Source organism: Stenotrophomonas maltophilia (assembly GCF_002799155.1).
GTDB classification, from domain to species: Bacteria; Pseudomonadota; Gammaproteobacteria; order Xanthomonadales; family Xanthomonadaceae; genus Stenotrophomonas; species Stenotrophomonas maltophilia_R.
Genome location: NZ_NERD01000002.1, coordinates 2492118 through 2507954 on the forward strand (window position 1 = coordinate 2492118; position 15837 = coordinate 2507954).

General features: G+C 64.7%; 23 protein-coding genes. 16 read left to right on the forward strand and 7 right to left on the reverse strand.

Annotated features, from left to right (window positions below):
* Positions 1-78 precede the first annotated feature (78 nt).
* From B9Y82_RS12190 to dxs, 4 genes are all read left to right on the forward strand, one after another.
* Entirely contained in the window at positions 79-555 is a 477-nt protein-coding gene (locus B9Y82_RS12190) for an LEA type 2 family protein (RefSeq protein WP_100473432.1), read from the forward strand.
* 64 nt (positions 556-619) lie between these two features.
* Entirely contained in the window at positions 620-2410 is a 1791-nt protein-coding gene (locus B9Y82_RS12195; protein ID WP_100473433.1) for an acyl-CoA dehydrogenase C-terminal domain-containing protein, read from the forward strand.
* A gap of 534 nt (positions 2411-2944) precedes the next feature.
* A complete protein-coding gene (locus B9Y82_RS12200) occupies positions 2945-3610 on the forward strand; it encodes an HNH endonuclease (RefSeq protein WP_100473434.1) in 666 nt (221 codons plus the stop codon).
* Positions 3611-3715: 105 nt separating this feature from the next.
* Entirely contained in the window at positions 3716-5623 is a 1908-nt protein-coding gene (dxs, locus tag B9Y82_RS12205; RefSeq protein ID WP_100475224.1) for a 1-deoxy-D-xylulose-5-phosphate synthase, read from the forward strand.
* A gap of 126 nt (positions 5624-5749) precedes the next feature.
* On the opposite strand, the gene B9Y82_RS12210 is transcribed toward dxs, so the two are convergent.
* From B9Y82_RS12210 to B9Y82_RS12220, 3 genes are all read right to left on the reverse strand, one after another.
* The gene (locus B9Y82_RS12210) at positions 5750-5953 is read right to left on the reverse strand and encodes a hypothetical protein (RefSeq protein WP_005417823.1); all 204 of its coding nucleotides are present in this window, start codon (positions 5951-5953) and stop codon (positions 5750-5752) included.
* 174 nt (positions 5954-6127) lie between these two features.
* Positions 6128-6685 carry a DUF3011 domain-containing protein gene (locus B9Y82_RS12215; RefSeq protein ID WP_100473435.1) on the reverse strand — a complete coding sequence of 186 codons (558 nt, stop codon included), beginning with the start codon at positions 6683-6685 and terminating at the stop codon, positions 6128-6130.
* Between the two features lie 127 nt (positions 6686-6812).
* Positions 6813-7484, reverse strand: a complete 672-nt coding sequence (locus B9Y82_RS12220; RefSeq protein WP_100473436.1) for a response regulator transcription factor — start codon at positions 7482-7484, stop codon at positions 6813-6815.
* A gap of 251 nt (positions 7485-7735) precedes the next feature.
* On the opposite strand from B9Y82_RS12220, the gene B9Y82_RS12225 reads away from it, so the two are divergent.
* The 8 genes from B9Y82_RS12225 to B9Y82_RS20650 all read left to right on the forward strand — a co-directional run bounded on the left by B9Y82_RS12225 (position 7736) and on the right by B9Y82_RS20650 (position 12032).
* Positions 7736-8443 carry a hypothetical protein gene (locus tag B9Y82_RS12225; RefSeq protein WP_100473437.1) on the forward strand — a complete coding sequence of 236 codons (708 nt, stop codon included), beginning with the start codon at positions 7736-7738 and terminating at the stop codon, positions 8441-8443.
* Positions 8440-8991, forward strand: coding sequence for a GTP-binding protein (locus B9Y82_RS12230; RefSeq protein WP_100473438.1), 552 nt, complete (start codon positions 8440-8442; stop codon positions 8989-8991). The genes B9Y82_RS12225 and B9Y82_RS12230 overlap by 4 nt, the downstream gene beginning before the upstream one ends.
* On the forward strand, positions 8984-9355 hold the full coding sequence (locus B9Y82_RS12235) for a roadblock/LC7 domain-containing protein (RefSeq protein WP_100473439.1): 372 nt from the start codon (positions 8984-8986) through the stop codon (positions 9353-9355). The genes B9Y82_RS12230 and B9Y82_RS12235 overlap by 8 nt, the downstream gene beginning before the upstream one ends.
* A 63-nt stretch (positions 9356-9418) precedes the next feature.
* Positions 9419-9781 carry a hypothetical protein gene (locus B9Y82_RS12240; protein WP_100473440.1) on the forward strand — a complete coding sequence of 121 codons (363 nt, stop codon included), beginning with the start codon at positions 9419-9421 and terminating at the stop codon, positions 9779-9781.
* A gap of 109 nt (positions 9782-9890) precedes the next feature.
* Entirely contained in the window at positions 9891-10337 is a 447-nt protein-coding gene (locus B9Y82_RS12245) for a pilin (protein WP_100473441.1), read from the forward strand.
* Positions 10338-10491: 154 nt separating this feature from the next.
* Positions 10492-10941 (forward strand): pilin, encoded by a 450-nt coding sequence (locus B9Y82_RS12250; protein ID WP_100475225.1) that lies wholly within the window; start codon positions 10492-10494, stop codon positions 10939-10941.
* Between the two features lie 111 nt (positions 10942-11052).
* Positions 11053-11535 (forward strand): pilin, encoded by a 483-nt coding sequence (locus B9Y82_RS12255; RefSeq protein ID WP_100473442.1) that lies wholly within the window; start codon positions 11053-11055, stop codon positions 11533-11535.
* A gap of 5 nt (positions 11536-11540) precedes the next feature.
* Positions 11541-12032, forward strand: coding sequence for a hypothetical protein (locus tag B9Y82_RS20650; RefSeq protein ID WP_157804635.1), 492 nt, complete (start codon positions 11541-11543; stop codon positions 12030-12032).
* On the opposite strand, the gene B9Y82_RS12260 is transcribed toward B9Y82_RS20650, so the two are convergent.
* The gene (locus tag B9Y82_RS12260; RefSeq protein WP_100473443.1) at positions 12001-12258 is read right to left on the reverse strand and encodes a hypothetical protein; all 258 of its coding nucleotides are present in this window, start codon (positions 12256-12258) and stop codon (positions 12001-12003) included. The genes B9Y82_RS20650 and B9Y82_RS12260 overlap by 32 nt on opposite strands.
* A gap of 394 nt (positions 12259-12652) precedes the next feature.
* Here B9Y82_RS12260 and B9Y82_RS12265 point away from each other — a divergent pair, with 394 nt between their 5' ends.
* The 4 genes from B9Y82_RS12265 to B9Y82_RS12280 all read left to right on the forward strand — a co-directional run bounded on the left by B9Y82_RS12265 (position 12653) and on the right by B9Y82_RS12280 (position 14189).
* The gene (locus B9Y82_RS12265) at positions 12653-12940 is read left to right on the forward strand and encodes a hypothetical protein (RefSeq protein ID WP_100473444.1); all 288 of its coding nucleotides are present in this window, start codon (positions 12653-12655) and stop codon (positions 12938-12940) included.
* Positions 12941-12952: 12 nt separating this feature from the next.
* A complete protein-coding gene (locus B9Y82_RS12270) occupies positions 12953-13186 on the forward strand; it encodes a DUF1653 domain-containing protein (protein WP_100473445.1) in 234 nt (77 codons plus the stop codon).
* A gap of 87 nt (positions 13187-13273) precedes the next feature.
* Complete coding sequence (locus B9Y82_RS12275) at positions 13274-13843, forward strand: TetR/AcrR family transcriptional regulator (RefSeq protein WP_100473446.1); 570 nt, start codon at positions 13274-13276, stop codon at positions 13841-13843.
* Positions 13844-13856: 13 nt separating this feature from the next.
* Positions 13857-14189 (forward strand): SMR family transporter, encoded by a 333-nt coding sequence (locus tag B9Y82_RS12280; protein WP_100473447.1) that lies wholly within the window; start codon positions 13857-13859, stop codon positions 14187-14189.
* 22 nt (positions 14190-14211) lie between these two features.
* Here the strand turns inward: B9Y82_RS12280 and B9Y82_RS12285 are convergent, their stop codons facing one another.
* From B9Y82_RS12285 to B9Y82_RS12295, 3 genes are all read right to left on the reverse strand, one after another.
* The gene (locus tag B9Y82_RS12285) at positions 14212-14385 is read right to left on the reverse strand and encodes a DUF1328 domain-containing protein (RefSeq protein WP_006380555.1); all 174 of its coding nucleotides are present in this window, start codon (positions 14383-14385) and stop codon (positions 14212-14214) included.
* 94 nt (positions 14386-14479) lie between these two features.
* Positions 14480-15121, reverse strand: coding sequence for a LysE family translocator (locus B9Y82_RS12290; RefSeq protein ID WP_100473448.1), 642 nt, complete (start codon positions 15119-15121; stop codon positions 14480-14482).
* 98 nt (positions 15122-15219) lie between these two features.
* Complete coding sequence (locus tag B9Y82_RS12295; protein ID WP_087923173.1) at positions 15220-15828, reverse strand: ATP-dependent Clp protease proteolytic subunit; 609 nt, start codon at positions 15826-15828, stop codon at positions 15220-15222.
* Positions 15829-15837: the final 9 nt, after the last annotated feature.

Consider the following 15837-nt stretch of genomic DNA (forward strand, 5'->3'; position numbering starts at 1 on the left):
GGTCGCCACAGGCGATCCATAAAACCATACGCCGTAGTATGCTTACGCCAACGCACCCCCTCCAGAGGACTTGCGCCCATGCTCCACCGTTTCCGTACCGCCTTGATCGTCCTGTGCACCCTCGCCCTTGTTGCCTGCAACAACGGCATCGTCAAGCGTGTTTCGGAACCGGCGGCCAGCCTGCAGCAGCTGACCGTGCGTGCCGATGGCAACTGGACCGTGGCCCTGCGCCTGCAGAACTTCAGCTCGATGCCGATGACCTTCGATGACGTCTCGCTGGCGCTGACCGTCGGCGACAACGAAGCCGGCACCCTGCTGGCCAAGCCCGGCATCTCCATCGGCGGCACCTCCGCCGACGTCATCAATGTCGACCTCGTGCCCAGCTCGGCCGCGCGCCTGGTGGTGGCCGACGCGCTGGCCAGCAACCGCACCCTGGCCTATGGCCTGAAGGGAACGGTGGCGGCCACGCCGCAGGAAAAGAAACAGCGCAGCTTCGACATCAGCAGCCGCAGCACCCTCAACCAGGCTCCCGGCCTGCCCGGCGTGCTGCGCTGAACCCGCCTTTCGTCGCGGCGCCCGGCGCCGCTCTCCCCTGCCCTGATCAAATCGAGACGTACCGATGAGCAGCTACACCGCCCCGCTTTCCGACCTCCGTTTCGCCCTGCACGACGTGCTCAAGGTCGAACCCCTGTTCGCCCGCCTGGGCTTCACCGACGCCACCGCCGACGTGGTCGATGCCGTGCTGGAAGAAGCCGGCCGCTTCAGCGCCAGCGTGCTGGCCCCGCTCAACAGCGTCGGCGACGAGATCGGCTGCGTGCTCGACCAGGCCACCGGTGAAGTGACCACTCCGCCCGGCTTCAAGCAGGCCTACGACCAGTTCGTCGAAGGCGGCTGGACCGGCCTGACTGCGTCGCCGGAGCTGGGTGGCCAGGGCCTGCCGCACACCCTGGGCGTGCCGCTGAACGAAATGATCAACGCCGCCAACCTGGCGTGGGGCAACTTCCCGCTGCTCTCGCACGGCGCCATCGAAGCGCTGAAGCAGCACGGTGAGGCCTGGCAGCACGAGGCCTTCCTCAAGCCGCTGATCGAGGGCCGCTGGACCGGCACCATGTGCCTGACCGAACCGCACTGCGGCACCGACCTGGGCCTGCTCAAGACCAAGGCCGAACCGAATGCCGATGGCAGCTACTCGATCACCGGTACCAAGATCTTCATCACCGCCGGCGAGCATGATCTGACCGGCAACATCGTGCACCTGGTGCTGGCCAAGCTGCCCGACGCCCCTCCGGGCGCCAAGGGCATCTCGCTGTTCGTCACCCCCAAGTTCAAGGTCGACCGCGACGGCAACATCGGCGAGCGCAACGCACTGCGCTGTGGCTCGATCGAGCACAAGATGGGCATCAAGGGTTCGGTCACCTGCGTGATGAACTTCGATGGTGCGCAGGGCTACCTCGTCGGCCAGCCGCACAAGGGCCTGCAGGCGATGTTCACCATGATGAACACCGCGCGCCTGGGTGTTGGCCTGCAGGGCATCGGCCTGTCCGAGCGCGCTTACCAGAACGCGCTGAAGTACAGCCGTGAGCGCCTGCAGTCGCGCGCCCTGAGCGGCGCCAAGTTCCCGGACAAGCCGGCCGACCCGATCCTGGTCCATCCGGACGTGCGCCGCATGCTGCTGACGGTGAAGTCGCTGGTCGAAGGCAGCCGCCTGCTGGCCCTGCACGCCGCCACCCTGATCGACGTCGCCCACCATGCCGAGGATGCCGCCGAGCGCGAGCGCGCCGACACCCTGGTGAGCTTCCTGACCCCGATCTCCAAGGCCTGCCAGACCGAATGGGGCATCGAGAACACCTACAACGCCCTGCAGTGCTTCGGCGGCCACGGCTACATCCGCGAACACGGCATGGAACAGCTGGCCCGCGATGCCCGCATCACCACGCTGTATGAAGGCACCACCGGCGTCCAGGCGCTGGACCTGATCGGCCGCAAGACCGCGTCGAGCCAGGGCGCCGGCCTGAAGCTGATGCTGGCCGAGATCGAGGCCTTCGCCAAGGAACACGAGGGCAACGAAGCGCTCGCCGAATTCATCGGCCCGCTGCGCGCCAAGGCCGCCGAATGGGGCAAGCTGACCCTGGACGTGCTGCAGCGCGCGGCCGCCAACCCCGACGAACTGGGCGCAGCCAGCTACGACTACCTGTTCTATTCGGGTTACGTGGTGCTGGCCTACTGGTGGGCCCGCAGCGTGGCCGCCGCCGATGCCAGCGCACACGGCGCGGCCTTCGCCCAGGGCAAGCGTGAGACCGCACGGTTCTACTTCGCCCGCGTGCTGCCGCGCACCCTCAGCCACGCCGCCGCGATCCAGGCCGGCGCCGCCCCGCTGATGGCCATGGACGACGAGCGCTTCGGCGCCTGAGCCGGGCTGCCGCCCGGCCCCCGCAGAAGCCAAGGCTGGAGCTAAAGCAACAGCAACAGCTGGCTTCCTGCGGGATGGCAGGACGGGTCCGATTGCGGGGGACGGCGCAAGTACGTCCTTGTAGCCTCGATCGCCGCTTGCTCGTGTGCGCTGTCCTGCGCACACGGCAGGGCCGGGGTTGGGCGTCCTGCCCAACCCGCCCGAGGCATGCCTCGAGCCCATGCGGCTCACGCCCCCGCAACCGGACCCACCCCGCCTTCGACAGATTTCTGCTGCTGGTAGGTGTCGACCTTGGTCGACACGGTAGATCCACGCCATGCGTGGATGAAAACCACCGAAATCCATCTGGAGAAAAGCCCCCCTTTGTTAAGGGGGGCGCGCCGACGGCGCAGGGGATAGGAGAAATGCGCGGGCATTCCAACCCGCCTACTGCGGGCTGGGATGCCGAATGCGCGGACCTGAATGTTGACGATTTGCGTGTCGCCGACAGGCGATACACAAATCGTCAACATTCAGGTATAAGCTGTTCTCCCGATGGAGACAGACACTACATGCTTGGGTCTGATCGAAGCCGGAGCTCCGTTTTCTGCTCCGGGCGCCGAAGCATCGCCCAACGCCACGACGCTGCATCGCCCCGGTTCGGTCCGGCTGCTCTCGCTTGATGCCCACGGACGCGTACTGGACTGGATCACCTGGCAGGATGCGGCCTGCCTCTACGCCCGTGAAGCCGTGGCCTGGACGCTGGGCGATCCCTGCCTGCACATCCATGGCGGCACCAACCGCTTCAGCGGCCTGCAGAGCGGCATGGACCTGCACCCCATCATCGCCGCTCGCGGCCACGCCCGCTCCCGCGCGATCGACCCGACGCCGAACCTGACCAACCAGGCCCTGTTCGCCCGCGACGCCCATCTGTGCATGTACTGCGGCCAGCAGTTCAACCGCCCCACGCTCACCCGCGACCATGTCATGCCGCTGTCCAAGGGCGGCCTGGACTGCTGGGAAAACGTGGTCACCGCCTGCTTCCACTGCAACTCGCGCAAGAGCGACCGCACCCCGCAGCAGGCCGGCATGCCCCTGCTGGCGGTGCCCTACCGGCCCAGCTGGATCGAGCACCTGATCCTGTCCAACCGCAACATCCTGGCCGACCAGATGGCCTTCCTGAAGGCGCAATTGCCCAAGCGGTCGAAACTGAGCACCTGAACGCCCGGAAATGCAACCCTCACCGTCCTGTCACGGACGGCGGCGTTTGCTTGCCCCACCCCCGTTTGAGGGCGAAAATGGGCGTTCAGAAAAAGTGCGAACATGATGATCGACTCTGCCCGCTATCCCCGCCTCGCGCGCATCCAGACGCCGGATGACCTGCGCACGTTCGACGAATCCGAATTGAGGGCGGTTGCCGACGAACTGCGCGCCTACCTCATTGAATCGGTGGGCAAGAGCGGCGGACACTTTGCCGCCGGCCTGGGCGTGATCGAACTCACCGTGGCCCTGCACTACCTGTACCAGACGCCGATCGACCAGCTGGTCTGGGACGTCGGTCATCAGACCTACCCGCACAAGATCCTCACCGGCCGCCGCGACGAGATCCACACCGTCAAGCAGAAGGACGGCGTCGCGCCCTTCCCGAAGCGCGAGGAAAGCGAGTACGACACGTTCGGCGTCGGCCACTCCTCGACCTCGATTTCGGCCGCACTCGGCATGGCCATCGCCCGCCAGTCCGAAGGCGACGACCGCAAGGTCGTGGCGGTGATCGGCGACGGCGCGATGACCGCCGGCATGGCGTTCGAAGCGCTGATGCATGCCGGCGGCATGGAGCCGGAGCCGAACCTGCTGGTGATCCTCAACGACAACAACATGTCGATCTCCGAGGCGGTGGGTGGCCTGACCAAGATGCTGGGACGCGCCACCGGCAGCCGCACGCTCAACGCACTGCGCGAAGGCGGCAAGAAGATCCTGGGTGACAAGAAGAACAACCCGGCGCGCTTCGTGAAGCGCTGGGAAGAGCACTGGAAGGGCATGTTCGTGCCCTCCACGATGTTCGAGGAAATGGGCTTCCACTACACCGGCCCGATCGACGGCCACGACATGCCTGCCCTGCTGTCCACGCTGAAGACGCTGCGCGCCTCCAAGGGCCCGAAGCTGCTGCACGTCATGACCACCAAGGGCAAGGGCTACGAGCCGGCCGAAGGCGACCAGATCGGTTACCACGCCGTGGGCCCGTTCGATCCGGACAAGGGCCTGGTGGCCAAGGCCGGGGCCAAGAAGCCGACCTATACCGACGTATTCAGCGACTGGCTGTGCGATGCCGCCGCCGCCGAGCCGCGCCTGTACGGCATCACCCCGGCGATGCGCGAAGGCTCCGGCCTGGTGCGCTTCAGCAAGGAGTACCCGCAGCGTTATTTCGACGTGGCGATCGCCGAGCAGCACGCGGTCACCCTCGCCGCCGGCATGGCCACCCAGGGCGGCAAGCCAGTGGTGGCGATCTATTCCACCTTCCTGCAGCGCGCATACGACCAGCTGGTGCATGACGTGGCGATCCAGGACCTGGACGTGCTGTTTGCGATCGATCGCGCCGGCGTGGTCGGCCCGGACGGCGCAACCCACGCCGGCAACCTCGACCTGAGCTTCCTGCGCTGCGTGCCGAACCTGGTGGTGATGGCGCCGTCCAATGAAGCCGAGTGCCGGCAGATGCTCAGCACGGGCCTGCAGCATCCGGGCCCCGCCGCCGTGCGCTATCCGCGTGGCACCGGCACCGGCGTTGCGGCCGGTACCGATCTGTCGACCCTGCCGATCGGCAAGGGCGAGTTGCGCCTGCAGGGCAGCCGCATCGCCCTGCTCGCCTTTGGCAGCACCGTGGCCGCTGCTGAGCAGGTCGGCCGCGAACTGGGCCTGAGCGTGGTCAACATGCGCTTCATCAAGCCACTGGACCGCGAGCTGGTGCTGGCCATGGCCGACCAGCACGAGGGCCTGGTGACGATCGAAGACAACGTGGTGGCCGGTGGTGCCGGTTCCGGCGTCGGTGAACTGCTCAATGCCGAAGGCGTGCTGCGCCCGATCCTGCACCTGGGCCTGCCCGACAGCTACCAGCACCACGCCAGCCGCGAGGACCTGCTGGCCGAAGCCGGCATCGACGCGGCAGGCATCCGCGCCGCTGTACTCAAGCGCTGGCCGCAGCTGGCGGCAGGTACCCCGCCGCTGAGTGCAGCGGGCTGAGACCGATCAGAGACCCACAAATGAGGGGGAAGGTGCGGGACCGCACCTTCGACGGCGAAAGCGGGTAGATCCCCGCCATGCGTGGAGGGCGGAATCCTGGCGGCGTGCCTCGGCAGGCACCCGCGCTCAGCCGTAACTGACCGCTTCGACGAATGCGCCGCTGGCTTCCACGCGCACGGCCGCACGCTGACCGGTGTCGACAAAGTGCAGGCGGGCCAGGGTCTCGGCGAAGTCATAGGCACGGGCGCCATCGCGGAACTCGATCGGCTCCGGCCTGTCCGGATGCAGCACGCGCCACTGGCGCTGTTCGCATTGCAGGCGGATCAACATGCAGCTCACTCCTTGAGGCAGCGTATCGATGACGGTGCGATGCCCATGCCGACTGGGGCACGCGACATCGCCGGGAGTCAGGGCACGCAAGGCACCCTGTTCGCAGACAATACGGCGTTCAAAATGTGAGCTGTATCAGATTATTCTGATTTTCACGGGCTGAACCCGAAAAGCTCAGTTCACCTGGAACTGCGCCCGGCAGCCATCACTGACCCAGATGCCACGGCGATTCCAGCCCCAGCTCTGGCCTTCGATGCAGGCGCTGCGCGAGTCCTGGCGGATCAGGCGTACACCTCGGCGGATACGGGCATCGCAGTACTCCTGGCGATGACCATTGGAATGGCAGGTGACGACATCGCCGCCGCCCCACCCATTGCCATTCCCCCAGCCGCCGCCATTGCCGCCCCAGCCGCCACCGCGGCGGTACTCACCCACGAATTCGGCACGGCAGCCCTGCGTGACCCAGACGCCATTGCGCGACTGGCCCCAGGTTTCGCCTTCCACACAGGGCGAACCGGACAGCTGGCGGATCAACCGCGCGCGTCCGTCCAGGCGGCACTCATTGCTGCGGTTCTTGATCGACTCGCAGCGCACGATGCCATTGCCATCGCGGCCACCATAGCGGTCGTCGTCATAGCCGTAGCCATAGCTCTGCGCCTGAGCGCCACCGGCAGCCGCCAGCATCGGCAACAGGGTGCAGGCCAGGGTGCGCCAGGTGAGTGCCTTGCCCATCGAGATCTCCAGATGAATACGATGGCGCAAGCATCCGGGATTCACGGCCCGGCGCACAGAGGGGGGCGCAACGGCAGTTTTTCGCCATTCAAACAACGCAACCGGACCTGACTGGACCGCAGTGAGCTCATGGGCTCCCGTTTGCTGCCCCACTGGCCATGCCACCGGCATTACCCAGGCGCTCCTCGAACGCATAGGCGAACAGCTCGGCATCATTGCTGATGCCCAGTTTCCTCATCGCCGAGATGCGTTGCCGGCTGATGGTACTGACCGTGCGCCGCAGCCGCCCGGCGATCTCTGTGATCGAAGGCCCCGACACATACAGCCGCAGAACTTCCAGCTCCTTGGGCGACAACACCGAAAGCGATCGCTCGCGCCCACCGTCCTGCAGGCAGTGCGCCAACTGGGGGTCCAGGTAAATCCCCCCGCTCAACACGGTATCGACCGCCTTGCGGGTGCCATCCACGCAACTGCACTTCCACACCAGCCCGCGCACACCGGTACGCATGGCCATGTTCAACGTGGTGGCATTGGTGACCATCGTGACCAGGATCACCGGCACTTTGGGGTAATTGCGACTCAATGCCTGCAGCATCGCCTGGCCGTCCGAACGGCCGACATCCGGCATCGAAAAATCAGTCACCACCAGATCCACCGGTTCTTCAGCCAGGATGGCCAGCAGGCTTTCTGCACATCGCGCCTCCGCCACCACGCGATGGTGCCCACCGGCCTCGATCACGGTGCGCGTGCCAAGCAAGACCAGTGGATGATCATCCGCAATGGCAATTCGAGTGAGCATGCTGATTACCCGTCAATAGTCCACGCCGCAGTGCGCACTGGAGACGCTAGTAATCATTCCAGGTTACGTCAACTTAATAATCACTCACTGCAATTGATTTCATCGCAGCAGAAACATCCGGCCAGTTCCATTAGTTGCAGAGAGCATCAAAAACACGAATGGCACAGCAGTTTTCCCAATAGTTTCATTCCAGAAAGCCAGGAGGGCCGCTTACAAAGTCAGCTCCGATCACTCGCTGCCCTGGACATCCCATGGTCCGTTTCCGTCGTCAACCGTTTGAGGATCTGCAAGAGCCCTTTGAAGCAGAGCCACTGGCGCCGGCAGCATTGCCAACTGCCGCATTGCCGTTCGTACAGCAGTTGCGCCTGCACCTGACAAGCGATGGCGCGCTGCCACGGCGTTCGGCCCATGCCGCGATCATTCATGACGGGACCACCGTGTGCTGGCTGGACGCGAGGAACGACCGGATGATGACCACCGCACCCGCGCCGATCACGCTGACACTGCTGCAGAGACTACTGGGCGACGCAGACCCTCGGCTGAGCCTGGTACCGGTGACACAGGAGGTTTTTGTGCAGCGTGCAACGGTGTCCAGCAATATTCCGCTGCGCCTGACGCTGTGGAACGTTGCCCTGGTCACGGCCGGGCACGGCGTGCCGATCCCGCCCTTGCACGACTGCACCAAGTTGCGCCTCCGGCGTTGGCCAGACTTCCGCATCCTGGCCCATCGTCCCGATCACTTCCGGCTGTGCGCGCTGCTGATCAAGCAGGGTGCGTCCGTGCGGGCATGCTGCGACATCCTCGATCTGCCACGCCAATCCGTGCAGTCGTTCTTCAACGCAGCGTTCCTCACCGCCTATGCCTTTCCCGTCGTGGGCGAGGACGCACCCGTGCGCCCCTCGCCCGCCGATGGCCTCGTCAATCTGTGGCGACAACTTCGCATCCGCTGGAGTGCATGACCGTGCGTGAGCACAAGATCGTAGTGATGGGCCCACTCGGCGCAGGCAAGTCCACCCTCGTGCAGACCCTGACCCAGGGCACGGCCGTGGTGACGGAAGCCCGCAATACCGACCCTTCTGTGGGCAAGCAATACACCACCGTGGCCATGGACTATGGCGACATCGACCTGCCAGGTGGCGACCGCCTGCGCCTGTACGGATCGCCTGGGCAGGAACGCTTCTCCTATATCTGGCCAATCCTGCTGGCCGGTGCAGAAGGTGCCATCGTTCTGATCGATGGCAGCGCCAACGTGGGCACCACGCTGGCCGGGCGGCACCTGAGAGCCATCGCCGAAAGCGCACCGGGCCTGCCCGTGGTCATCGGCTTCACCCGATGCGGCAGCACCGATGATCCGGTACAGCCGCACTGGCAGGACTGGCTGCAGGACCATGCGCCACACCTGCCGGCATTGCCGCTGGACCCACGCGACATGGCGCAGGCCATCATTGCGATGGATCTGCTCATGAGCCAGATCGAATGCAATGCCATGGCGGCCCCCCATGAATGACATCGACCGCACATCGGCACTCGACGCGCTGGTACACGATGTCACCGGCATCCAGGCGCTCGTCGTTGCCAGCACTGATGGCTTCGCACTGGCCCAGGCCGGTCCGCAGGGCCATGTCGCCGATCGCCTGGCCGCGATGACCAGCTCGATGCTCGGCCTGGCCAGTGCGCTGGGTCGCGAACTGCACTTCGGTGAACTCGACACACTCATCCTCGATGCCGCCAACGGCAAGGTACTGATGCTCGCCATTCCAGGGAAGCAACCGCGCCTGCTGATGACGGCATGCGATCACAGCTGCGTCATCGGCAACGTGTTGTGGCATGCCAAGCAGTGCGTGCGCGCATTGGCCAACACCCCGGACTGATACATGTCCCTCTCAGTACTCAGACGCCTCTTCACCCCCTCACACCCGCAACGGACCACTGAAATGAATATCGCCATCAACAAATGCCTGGACACGCTCATGCAGATCAACGGTGCGCAAGCCGTTGCTCTGGTCGACTTCGAAAGCGGCATGCTGCTGGGTGAAGCCGGCTCAGGCGTGGACATGGAACTGGCGGCAGCCGGAAACACCGAGGTGCTGCGCGCCAAGATGAAAACGGCCGAAGCGCTGAAGCTGAACGACGACATCGAAGACGTGCTGATCACGCTGGGTCGGGCGTACCACGTACTGCGCCCGGTATCAGCCAAGAAGGGCCTGTTCTTCTATGTCGTACTGGACCGGCAGAAGGCAAATCTTGCCCTCGCCCGGCGCATCGTACTGGACGTGGAAAGTTCGCTGGCGCTGTAGCGCGAGGCAACGATAGACAGGGGATCGGAACGCCGGGGCTGCTCTGGGGAGAGCGGCCCCGGCCTGTAGTTGCGCCGCGCGCCGTTCTCAACCGCAGGAGCTGCCGTCCATGCGCTCTCGATCAACCACCCAGTCGACACGTCGCCCACGGCACTACCGGCCATGGGCTTCGGTCAGCATCGTCGCCGGACTGACAGCCACCTACGCACTACTGTTGTGTGCGCCCCGCTTGGATAGCGATGCCAGCCACACCCGGCTGCGCGACGCGGCCAGTGTGCTGGGCGGCGCCATCGCCGCCGTGGAAAACAGTTACGCCGAAGGCGATCTCACCGTGACCGACCAGCATCTGGGCCTGCCGGCCAGCACCACACACTGCGCGCGCCTGCGCGCCTCGCTCCCCGATACCGGCCGCGCAGTGCTGACCTGTGATCTGCGCCAGGAGGGCAGCGTGCGGTGGCGCCGAACCCCTGCCGGCGAATGGCGATGCACCGCAAGCACAGCCGCCGTGCATGCAGCGCCGACGCCGTGCCCCACGGAGCTACGGCGCACTTTCTGATTACTTGCAAAACAATCGTGCAGTTACTCAACACGTTCGACTTTACCAGTTCTTGAATATACCCCCTGCTGCGCACGTGATTTTCTATGGCTGCACCACGAATGATCGTTTTCGTGGCCGAACCCAGGAAACCGCCATGTCACAGAGGATTATCATGAACACCGTACTCGACCCGGCAGCACGCGCAGGCCCATCCCGACAGAAGGGCTTTTCCCTCATTGAGCTCATGGTGGTGGTGGCGATCATCGGGATTCTGGGGATGGTTGCCCTGCCGCAGTACCAGCGGTTCGCGGCCAAGGCAAAGTTGGCGGGCGCCCTCGCAGAAGTCGCCGGTGGAAAAGTTGGCGTTGAATCACTCCTCGCCGAGGGCAGCGAGATCACCACGTCGGCATCGATTGGCCTGCCCGAGTCGAGCTCCCGCTGTACCTGGATCAGGGTGACAAGCGATGTCACGGATGGAGCTACGAGCATCAACTGCGTGCTCAAGAGCGACGCTGTAATCGGCACCGGCAACCTGACCTTGGATCGCGACTCGCAGGGAGTCTGGCTCTGCAGGAGCGACATTCCAGACCAGAGCCTTCTTCCCCAGGGTTACCAGGGCTGATCGCACGCGCATGCGACTACACAGATTGCCAGGGCATGCAATCAGTTGCATGCGTCTCCCCATTGGGTGCGCCGGCCGCGATGCAACGTTGATTTCCTGACGAAGGAACCGATGAAAATGAAAATATCAAAGGCTGGCTGCGCATCGAACCACGCACACCACCAGCGCGGATTCTCTCTGATCGAACTCATGGTGGTCCTGGCCATCATCATGGTTCTCTCGCTGATCGCAGTGCCTCAATACAAGAAGTTCTCTACCCGGTCCAAGCTGGCGGCGGCCCTGGCCGAACTGGCCGGCGGGAAGGCTGGAGCGGAGGCGTGGCTGGCCGAACAGGGGAATTTCTATGACTCAGACAACCGCAAGTTGGGACTACCTGAGAGCAGTGAGCGCTGTGAAACCATCGCAACACGCACTCGTGCAGATGGCGACCTGGAAATCAATTGCCTGCTGCGATTCGATGCTGGCTACAACCTGGGGACATGGCGAAGGAACCTGATGCTGATCAGGGACTCGGACAGTCATGAATGGCGCTGCTGGACTAACGTCCACCATTACGACCTCCTGCCCAAAGGCTGTGGCTCCGACAATCCATAGCCTGCATGCGCATACTTCAAGCTGTTGATGCTTTGCCGCTCCCATCAGGCAGCGCCGCCCGCGAAAGCCGGTCATCCCCGGCCCCCACCCTCGTCATCGCCGATGCAAACCCCTGGATCCGACGCGAACTGATACACGGCGCCCTCCCCTACCTGGGCGGCAAAGCCCTCGGCGAAGCACGCTCGCCCGCAGAGGTTCTGACCCAGATCGCCAGCCCGCGATGCAAGGCACTGATCATCGATCCCTGCATGCCGACTGTGGGCCAGGTTGACGGCATGCCACTGCTGCGCCGCATCTGCTGCCTGCGCAGGGATCTGCTCATCCTCGTCCTGGCTCTACAACCCTTGCGCGTATTGCAGGATCGTGCCCTGCCGGCGCAGATCGGTCATGTCTATGCCAAGACGGTCAATCCATCGTGGCTGTGCCATTTCGTAAGCCAGGCAGTACGCGAGGGACCATCTGGCGTTACGCCACCGGCGCAGGATGCAGCCCGATAACCGGCCCGGAGGCCATCGCCAACGCCTCGAAATGCACGGCATCCACGCTGTTGCCGAGCGCTTCCACGCGCACTGTGGTGCCCTGGCCGGTCCGGCGGTGGTGGGCGCTGGCCCGGCCAACCGCGGCATCGAACGCTGCGGCGCCTGTGTTGAATGCTTCAGCGACGCCCTCAGCCGGGTCCAACAGGGACCACTGCGCGGCATTGCACTTAACGGTAATGACCATGGGACGCTCCTTCTGGGAAAGGCGCAGGGGCGCTTGACCCTCTGCTGATGCCGTCACCCTAGCCAGCCCATCAGGGTGGTCACATCAGATAAGTACGAAAAACCCGCGCCTGTCCGTCAGAACACCACCCTCATCACATCCCTGAGTCCGTTTAGCCCGTTCATTCCGTGATCCTTGTCACGGAGTCAGCCTGGCTTCACACTACCGTCATCAACAGGGGCCCCTTCCACATGCGCACCTTCTTCTCACAGCAGCGCTGGATGTTGCTGAAGTTCTATTTCGTGGCCAGCTATCTGATCCTGATCGAAGAACTGGTCCGCGCCGCCGTGCATTGAGCGCTTGCCGCTAGGGTATTTGCGACACAAACTGTCGCTTTAGGCACGGAGCCCGCCCGATGAAAGCGCTACTTCTGATTCCCGCCCTGCTGGTGCTGTCCGCCTGTGCCAGCCCGGACAAGGCGGCGACCGCACGTGCCGATGCCAACGCGACGTCGACGGCCACGCCCGTGGTGGGGGGAGATCGCGATGCGCATGGCTGCATTGGTTCGGCCGGCTACCAGTGGTGCGAGCACAGCCAGCGCTGCGAACGCCCGTGGGAACTGGCGCAGGCACAGGGCCTGGCCAACACCGCCGAGGCAATCGATGCGTACTGCGCCAAGCCGGCCAGCCCGGCGCGCAAGTGAGCACGCTCCGTCGTGGCTGAGCTGAGTCCCCTGCCCGACCTCGCCCGTGGCCGATATCGCCACTTCAAGGGCGGCGAGTACGAAGTAATCGACGTCGTCCGCAGCAGCGAGACCCTCGAACCGCTGGTTCTGTATCGCGCCCTGTATGGCGAAGGCGGCCTGTGGGTACGCCCCTACCCGATGTTCATCGAACAGGTGCCCGGCGAGCACGGCCCACAGCCACGCTTCGCACGCATCGACGGTTGAATCCATGCTGCCGGCCCGGGTCGGCAGCCACGGCGCGGCGGCACGCCTGCGCTACAATCGTACCGTCCAGTCGGTTTCTTCCCGCCCATGTCCGCATCCCCTTCCCGTTCGCGCCGCAAGGCGCCCGACAGCGTGCGCCAGTCACTGCTGCAGGCCACCATCACAGTGATCGGCCAGCATGGACTGGCGGCACTGACCGTACAGGATGTCGCGCGCGCGGCCGGGGTCAGCAAAGGCGCGCTGTTCCACCATTTCAGCAGCAAGCAGGTGCTGGTCGATGAAGCCATCGCCACACTCATCGGCGACTTCGAAGCGCAGGTGCGCAGCCTGATGGAAGGCAGCGAGCGCTACGCCTGCTTCAGCCGCGCCTACGTGCGCGCCAACTTCGATCACCTGCTGCAGCAGGAGCGGGTCAACGACATCGGCCTGACCCTGGGCAACATGCTCGAACCTGCCCTGCTTGCCCAATGGGGTGCATGGCTGCGACGCATGCTGGCCGAATTCCCGGATGAGGCCTCCGATCCCCGCCTGTATGCGGCGCGCTGCGTGGCCGACGGCTATTGGGCAACCGCCTACGGTCGTCCGTTGGATGAAGAAGAACGCCTCAATGCACTGGCCATGGTCGAGCAGGCCCTGAAACTGTGCGACCCGCAGTGAGCTGGAGCCCGCAATGAATCCCTACCTCTACCTTGCCGCCGCCATCGTGCTGGAAGTGATTGCCACGTCCCTGCTGAAGGCGTCCGACGGCATGACCCGGCTGGCGCCGACGCTGGGCGCGCTGGTCGGATATGGGCTGTGCTTCTACCTGCTGTCGGTCACCATGAAGTCGGTGCCGACCGGCATCGCCTATGCCATCTGGTCCGGCGTCGGCATCGTGCTGATCTCGCTGATCGGGCTGATCGTGTTCAAACAGCGCCTGGATGCACCGGCGTTGATCGGCATCGGCCTGATCTGCGCCGGCGTGCTGGTGATCAACCTGTTCTCGCGCAGCAGCGCACACTGACTACGCTGCTGCGCGATCAGCGCTAGCTGACCTTCTTCGCTACGGTCATGCCGAGCAGGAACAGCACCACGGCGATGATGATGCCGGCCCAGAACAGGAACTTGGCGATGCCGACGGCGGCACCGGCAATGCCGCCGAAGCCGAGCACGCCTGCAATGACGCCGATGATTGCGAAGATGATGGCCCACTTGATCATGTCAAACCTTTCCCCGCAGGGACTGCGTACTGGATGGTCAGGCTAGGCCGTGGCCGATGCGGCAGTCGTGAACAGGCCGCGTGCGCGGCGTGAATCAGCGCGGACGGAAACGCAGCAGGGCAACCGCGAACACCAGGAACACGCTCCCCACCAGCCGTTCGAACCAGCGTCGCGCAAACGGCTTGGCCAGCCAACGGCGCAGGCCATGGCCTCCGGCGGCATACATCACGTACCAGAACAGTTCGCAGCCAGCGAAGGTGACCACCAGCACGCTGTACTGCAATGCCTGGCCACGCGAGGGGTCCACGAACTGCGGCAGGAACGCCGCCGCGAACAGCAGCAGCTTGGGATTGCTCAAGCCCACCAGGAGACCGCCGCGGAACACTGTTCCTGCGCCGAGCACCGGCGCGATCGGCAGAGCTGCGTCCACCACCATCGGCGGCGCCGGCCGGGTGCTGTCACGCCATGCCTTCAGGCCCAACCAGGCCAGATAGGCCACGCCCAGATAGCGCAGCACCTCGAACAGCATCGGCGAGGAATGCAGCAGCGCACTCAAGCCGGCTGCGGAAGCCGCCAGCACCAGCAGCATCGCCAACAGGCAGCCAGCCATCGCCGGCACGCTGCCGCGGAATCCGAGCCCGACGCTGCGGCCAAGGATATGCAGCATGTTCGGCCCCGGCGTGCCACACAGAACGAACACCGTGGCGAGGAACCACCACCAGGTATGCAGGGCCATATCGGACATCCACTTCAGAAGACCGCACCAGCATAGTGGCGGCCTGGCTGGTGCGGCACATACAGCGCAGCATGGATGTGGTGGTTACAGTGGCAGGCTCAGGCCACGAGCGCGTCGCGCCGTGCCAGTACCTGGTCGATCAGGCCCCATTCGCGTGCCTGCTCGGCACTCATGAAACGATCGCGGTCCAGGGTCTGCTCGACCTCCTCGACACTGCGTCCGCAATGCTGCGCATACAGCCGGGTGATGCGCTGCTTTGTGCGCTGCATCTCCTCGGCGTGGATGAAGATGTCGGACGCCTGGCCCTGGACGCCCCCCAGCGGTTGGTGCACGTGCAGGCTCGCGTTGGCCAACGCCGCGCGGTGGCCAGGTTCGCCGGCCATCAGCAGGAACGAGCCCATCGAGCGCGCGGTGCCCATGCACAGGGTATGCACCGGAGCGGAGATGTATTGCATCGTGTCGTACATCGCCAGGCCGCTGGAGATCACCCCGCCCGGTGAGTTGATGTACAGATGGATCGGCTTTTCCGGGTTTTCCGATTCCAGGAACAACAGCTGCGCGCAGACCAGCGCCGACACGGTGTCATCGACTTCGCCGTTGAGGAAGATGATGCGTTCACGCAGGAGCCGCGAGTAGATGTCATAGGAGCGCTCGCCGCGCTCGCTGCGTTCCACCACCATCGGTACCAGCTGCATTCTGTCCCGCATGTGCCTGCT